Here is a 5,123-nt window from a genome sequence, read left to right as displayed (position 1 = left end):
GAAGCCCCTCATCGAGGGGCTTTTCTCTATGGAGGTGAAAACGTGAAAGTCCTGCGAGTGACCCTCGAAGCTCTCTCGGCTTCCTTCAGAAACCCGAACTCCATGAACTACCAGGACTCGCTTCCCTTTCCCCCTCCCACAACCATCACGGGAGTGATAGGAGCCGCGCTGGGAAAGGAATATATGAAGGCTCAAGAATACTGCCGCGAACTCTTTTATGGCGTGATTGTCGGAGACAACTGTGGAATGGCGAAAGACCAGTGGGCCATCAGAAAGATCAAAGGCGGCGGCAGGGAGATAGGCAAAGCCGTAGTAACCAGGGAAGTTATCTACAAACCATCGTTCAAAATAATCGTCTGTGGACCCGAAGACAAACTGATAGAAATCGAGAAAGCCCTTCAAAACCCCGTATATCCACTGAGCCTCGGGAGAGACGATGAATTCATAACTTCCATAGGATATGAAATGGTAGATGCTCAACCTATAAAAGGCGGAATCGTTTCCGATACCGTTTTGAAAGGAGATCTAACCGGAAAAATCCACAACTGCGATATCCATTCCGGAGAAATCAAGGCTTTCAAAACTTACTGGCTTAGCTCCAGTTTCGAGAGAGATTCGAAGAACCCCGGCCTCAGACGTCCGTCAAACAGGGCCCCATTCACTTTTGTAAACGCCCGGGTCGATTATACCGGCGAACTCCTATCAGTAAACGGTCTTAACTTCCCGATCTGGAGGTGAAATAATTGTCGCTTGCAAAACCTGATGTAAGTCTGGTAGATCACACCAGAGAAGTATTGCTCCATGCAGCGGACTACCTGTGGAAGGTCGGAGCGAAAATCTCCGGCTCGCCGTTCTCCGTCAGAGAGATCAAAGATGCCGTGCTAATCGCCTGCGCCTTTCACGATCTGGGAAAGGGTTGTGAAGGCTTTTCCTTTGAAGAGAAAAGAATTTCGCACGCGCTTGCGTCTGCACAGATAGCGCTAGCATCCCTGAAAGAAACACCGTTGAAGCCCTACATAGTTCAGGCCGTACTCGGTCACCACGGATCCAGATCGAAAGACTCCTTCACCTCGTGTAAATACTTGAAACAGTCAACAGTGCCAAACCCCGAACTTGCACGGGAATACGGAGAGATCAGATCGTTTGTGGAAAGCGTCTACGAAGTTGCGTTGCCGGATATCGAGTTGAAAGTCCCCGATCCCTCTCAATTGATGAGATATCTCAACAACAGATTCTTCAACGATGCGGGCGATCGTGAGGTTTACGCTTACATACAGGGAGTGCTTAATCTGGCTGACTGGACCGCTTCCGGCCACAAAGAATCTTTCGACGACTTCCCGGAGATCGATGCGAAAAACCTCAGACCCTTTCAGAAAGAGGCCGCTTCGGACGGCGACACAATAATCATCGCGCCAACAGGCAGGGGCAAAACACTTGCCGCGCTGAACTGGGCGAAATCGACGGGTAGAAGAAAGCTCTCCGTCTTTCTGCCGACAGTGACCACCGTCGAGGCTATGTACGAAAGATACAAAGACGAACTGACAGATGACTCCGCCCTTGTACACGGAAACCTTGCCTATTACTTATATTCGAACGAAGGTATCTCCGAGGAAACGAGCGAAAAAATCTTCTGGATGAAGGCCTTCGAGAACCCGGTGACCGTCGCGACGCTCGATCAACTCCTACTGATGTCGCTCAACTGGGGAAGATGGGAGCCCAAGACCGTAAATCTGGCGCAGTCAGCGATAATCTTCGACGAAATACACGCGAGTCAGCCTTATACTTTCGGAATACTCCTGAAGGCCGTAGAGTCGCTCAAAAGATATGGGATCCCTGTTTGCGTCATGAGCGCAACGCTTCCCTCTTACATGATAGAAAAACTCGAGGCGGTCATGAACGATCCCAAAGTCATACGTGACGAAGAGGGCGAAAACCTCAAAAGAGTCACCGTGAAACTCCTAGAAAACGTTGATCCCTCTACTATAACACTGGATAATTACCGGAAAGGAAAAAGCGTTATCCATTGCTGCAACACCGTCGGGGCTGCCGTCAAGACTTATCAGACACTCTCACAAAAGGTCGATTCAAAAGATATTGTGTTGTACCACGGGCGTTTCAATCTCGAAGATAGAGGCAAAATACTCTCACGTATAACCTCCAATAACAGGCCGAAGATCATAGTCGCCACCCAGACTATCGAGATCAGCCTGGATATAGACTACGATGTACTGATAACCGAGGCAGCCCCGATCGATTCGCTGGCTCAGCGGTTCGGCAGGATCAACAGGCAGGGAACGAATCCCGACGGTAAGGTCTTTGTTTATCCACAGGAAGAAAACTCCGCTTCTATCTATCCCCCGCGTATCGTCAACAAGGCGCTTGAACTTCTAGAAAACAATCCCGTGCCGGGCGGGCTGGATCTCCAAAGAATGATGGAGAAATCGCTGGATGAACCCGAAACGATAGACAGCGAAATAGAAGCCGGAAAGGCCGCCTGGCAGTTTCTTAGAGACATAAACTTCGGGATCTACTCAATGACGATAGAAGAAAGACTGGCAGATGATCTTGTACGCCGGATGCCCTATAAAACCCTTCAGGTAATTCCTCAAGAGTACAAAGACTCGAAAATGAACGTGATCGAAAAAATCGGAAAAATGGTCAAAGTTCCCTTGAGGGATGTACTCGGAAAAATCGAAAAAGATGAAAAACGTCTCCTGTACGCCCCGGTGAATTACGACTCAATCCTAGGGTATATCGGCCCTATTGAAGACAACAACATAATCGAGGAAAACTGGTAGTGGAACTTATCGACAGACAGCCGAGGATCGGCGGAAACGCGGTCAACTATCTACACCACTGCAAGACTCAACTCTGGTTCTTCCTTCATAACATCTCCATGGAATCGACTTCGGAGACTGTCCAGCTCGGCAAACTTCTGCACGAACAATACAGCCAGGGCGAAGATAAAGACATAATAATCGACGAAATCTCCCTGGACATCCTCAGGCCGACCAGAGAAATAGTCGAGATCAAATACAGCAGAGAAGTAAAAGAGGGCCACATCTTTCAGGTCAAGTACTACCTCTACTACCTCAAGCACAAACTTGGACTCACAGACTACACAGCCCGTCTCACATACCCCAGGGCAAAGAAAACGATTGTATTTTCCCTTCTTCCTGACGACGAAGAGCTTATAGTGAAAGACATCGCCGAAATAACCTTGATCTTCAATATGAACAACGCCCCTGCGCCGCTCTTCAAGAGCGGTTGCAAGGGGTGTTCTTACTTCGATCTCTGTTTCTCGTAGGAGGCATACATGAAGAAAAATTACTATCTCTTCGCCAGCGGCAAACTCGGCAGGCAGGATAACACCCTGGTTCTCGAAAGAGAGGGAAAGAAGAAGTTCATACCCGTGGAGAAAATCGAATCCATTTCTTCCTTCGGCGAACTGGACCTCAACACCCGGGCTCTATCGTTTCTATCACAAAAGGAAATCGCTCTTCATGTATTCAATCACAATGGCTGGTATGGAGGCAGCTTTGTCCCGAGAAGACAAAAAGTCTCCGGAAAACTGCTTACCGAACAGGTGAAAACCCTTCTCGACCCTGTTAATCGCCTGCAAATAGCCCGTGAATTCATAGACGGTGCCATGCACAATATGCTTCGAATACTGCAAAGACAGTCGCAAAAAATCAATGGATACAAAGAGAGAATAGAAGGGCTAATAGAAATTCGCAGACGTCTCTCCGATGCAACGACTATAAATGGAGTAATGGCAGTCGAAGGAGCCTTCAGACAGAACTACTATCCACTGCTCGCACAACTTACAGGTCAGGAATTCATCACCAGAGTCAAACAACCTCCCCTCGGAATCCTCAACTGTATGATCTCGTTTGGAAACACCCTTCTATACACAAGAACACTGAACAAAATCTACCAGACCCAGCTGGACCCTACCGTAAGTTACCTTCACGAACCCTGCGAAATGCGATTCTCATTATCACTCGATATAAGCGAGGTATTCAAGCCGGTAATAATCGACAGATTGATCGTATCGCTTCTCAATAAAAACATGATCGCTGAAAACGATTTTGATCAAGATCTGAACTCGACGCTTCTCACAACCGAAGGGATGAAAAAATACGTACAAAACTTCGACGACTTCATGGAAGAGACAGTATTTCACCCCACCCTCAAAAGAAAGGTGTCATACAACACACTGCTTCTCACGGAATGCTATAAGCTGATAAGAAGCCTTATGGCTGATGAAAAATACAAAGCTCTTCACATGTGGTGGTAATCTCGTAATCGATACAACTTGTCTTATCGCTGTTATGCCGATCTCCGATCCTGTCATCCCGTAGTGCTCTCATACGACCTACTATCTGCCGCTTGTGAGACTTACAGAGAAAGGCGAAAATGGGGACTGACCGGCTCCTAGGGTCTGTACCCGATTTTCGCAGCATCATCGTTTTCTCGCTCTTGCCATACCATGGTCCCAGTGGCTCTTACTGGCTCTTCCAAAGGACGCCATCTCGCTAATGCCCCTGCACTGTCATCCCATAGTGCTCCTACTAAGAACCGTTGTTGGTTGTACGTTGTGGATCGTTGGTAAGAGCCGAGAAGGAGCATCGAGAGTTCGCTTCGCTCACGAGAAGGCGAGAATTCTCACATATCTCTCTTCTCTCTCTCTCTTCCTCTCTCCTCTTCTCGCTCTTCCGCTCTGAAACTAGTCCCCACTTGAACGGGGTGGCGGTATGCTCTTAAGTACGGTTGTAGCAAGAACGGAAAAACCGTTAACACCTTAAAATAACCCTTATTCATGCTTTGCTTATAACCTGGTTTTTTTCATATTTCACTCACCCGACTTAATGTTTGACCCTCTCTCGCAAGTATTCTCAAAAAAACGATCTCAGAGCTTCGTACGCTATGCTTATTGTCGCATCGCTTTTCGTTTCTTCGAAAGGGGTTAACTTCGTTTATTCGAGTAATTTGATCAGAATTAGCGATTTCGGTTATCATCCCCCGTGAATAACGCAGATACGCATTAACATCAACGTAATTTCACCTCGTCGGATCGATTGTATACCATCTTCGCCGCTTTCTCTTGCCCGTTCTACCTT

General features: G+C 47.6%; 4 protein-coding genes. All 4 read left to right on the top strand.

Annotated elements, in window-relative coordinates:
* A partial coding sequence (gene cas5 / locus PKX57_RS11170; protein ID WP_472417356.1) for a CRISPR-associated protein Cas5 occupies positions 1 to 738 on the top strand: 738 nt, incomplete at its 5' end.
* A gap of 5 nt (positions 739 to 743) precedes the next feature.
* Positions 744 to 2,798 carry a CRISPR-associated helicase Cas3' gene (cas3, locus tag PKX57_RS11165; RefSeq protein ID WP_472417354.1) on the top strand — a complete coding sequence of 685 codons (2,055 nt, stop codon included), beginning with the start codon at positions 744 to 746 and terminating at the stop codon, positions 2,796 to 2,798.
* Positions 2,798 to 3,307, top strand: coding sequence for a CRISPR-associated protein Cas4 (locus tag PKX57_RS11160; protein WP_472417352.1), 510 nt, complete (start codon positions 2,798 to 2,800; stop codon positions 3,305 to 3,307). Before cas3 ends, PKX57_RS11160 begins: the two co-directional genes overlap by 1 nt.
* 9 nt (positions 3,308 to 3,316) lie before the next feature.
* A complete protein-coding gene (cas1b, locus tag PKX57_RS11155) occupies positions 3,317 to 4,300 on the top strand; it encodes a type I-B CRISPR-associated endonuclease Cas1b (RefSeq protein ID WP_213921458.1) in 984 nt (327 codons plus the stop codon).
* Positions 4,301 to 5,123: the final 823 nt, after the last annotated feature.

Origin of the sequence: Mesotoga sp. (genome assembly GCF_035363035.1) — a bacterium.
GTDB lineage: Bacteria > Thermotogota > Thermotogae > Petrotogales > Kosmotogaceae > Mesotoga.
Note: the sequence above shows the minus strand (reverse complement) of the source record. Positions and strands in the feature narration are given on the sequence as shown.

Excerpts from the sequence above, each read along its gene's own strand:
- cas1b (WP_213921458.1), top strand. The coding sequence starts at position 3,317 with ATGAAGAAAAATTACTATCTCTTCGCCAGCGGCAAACTCGGCAGGCAG.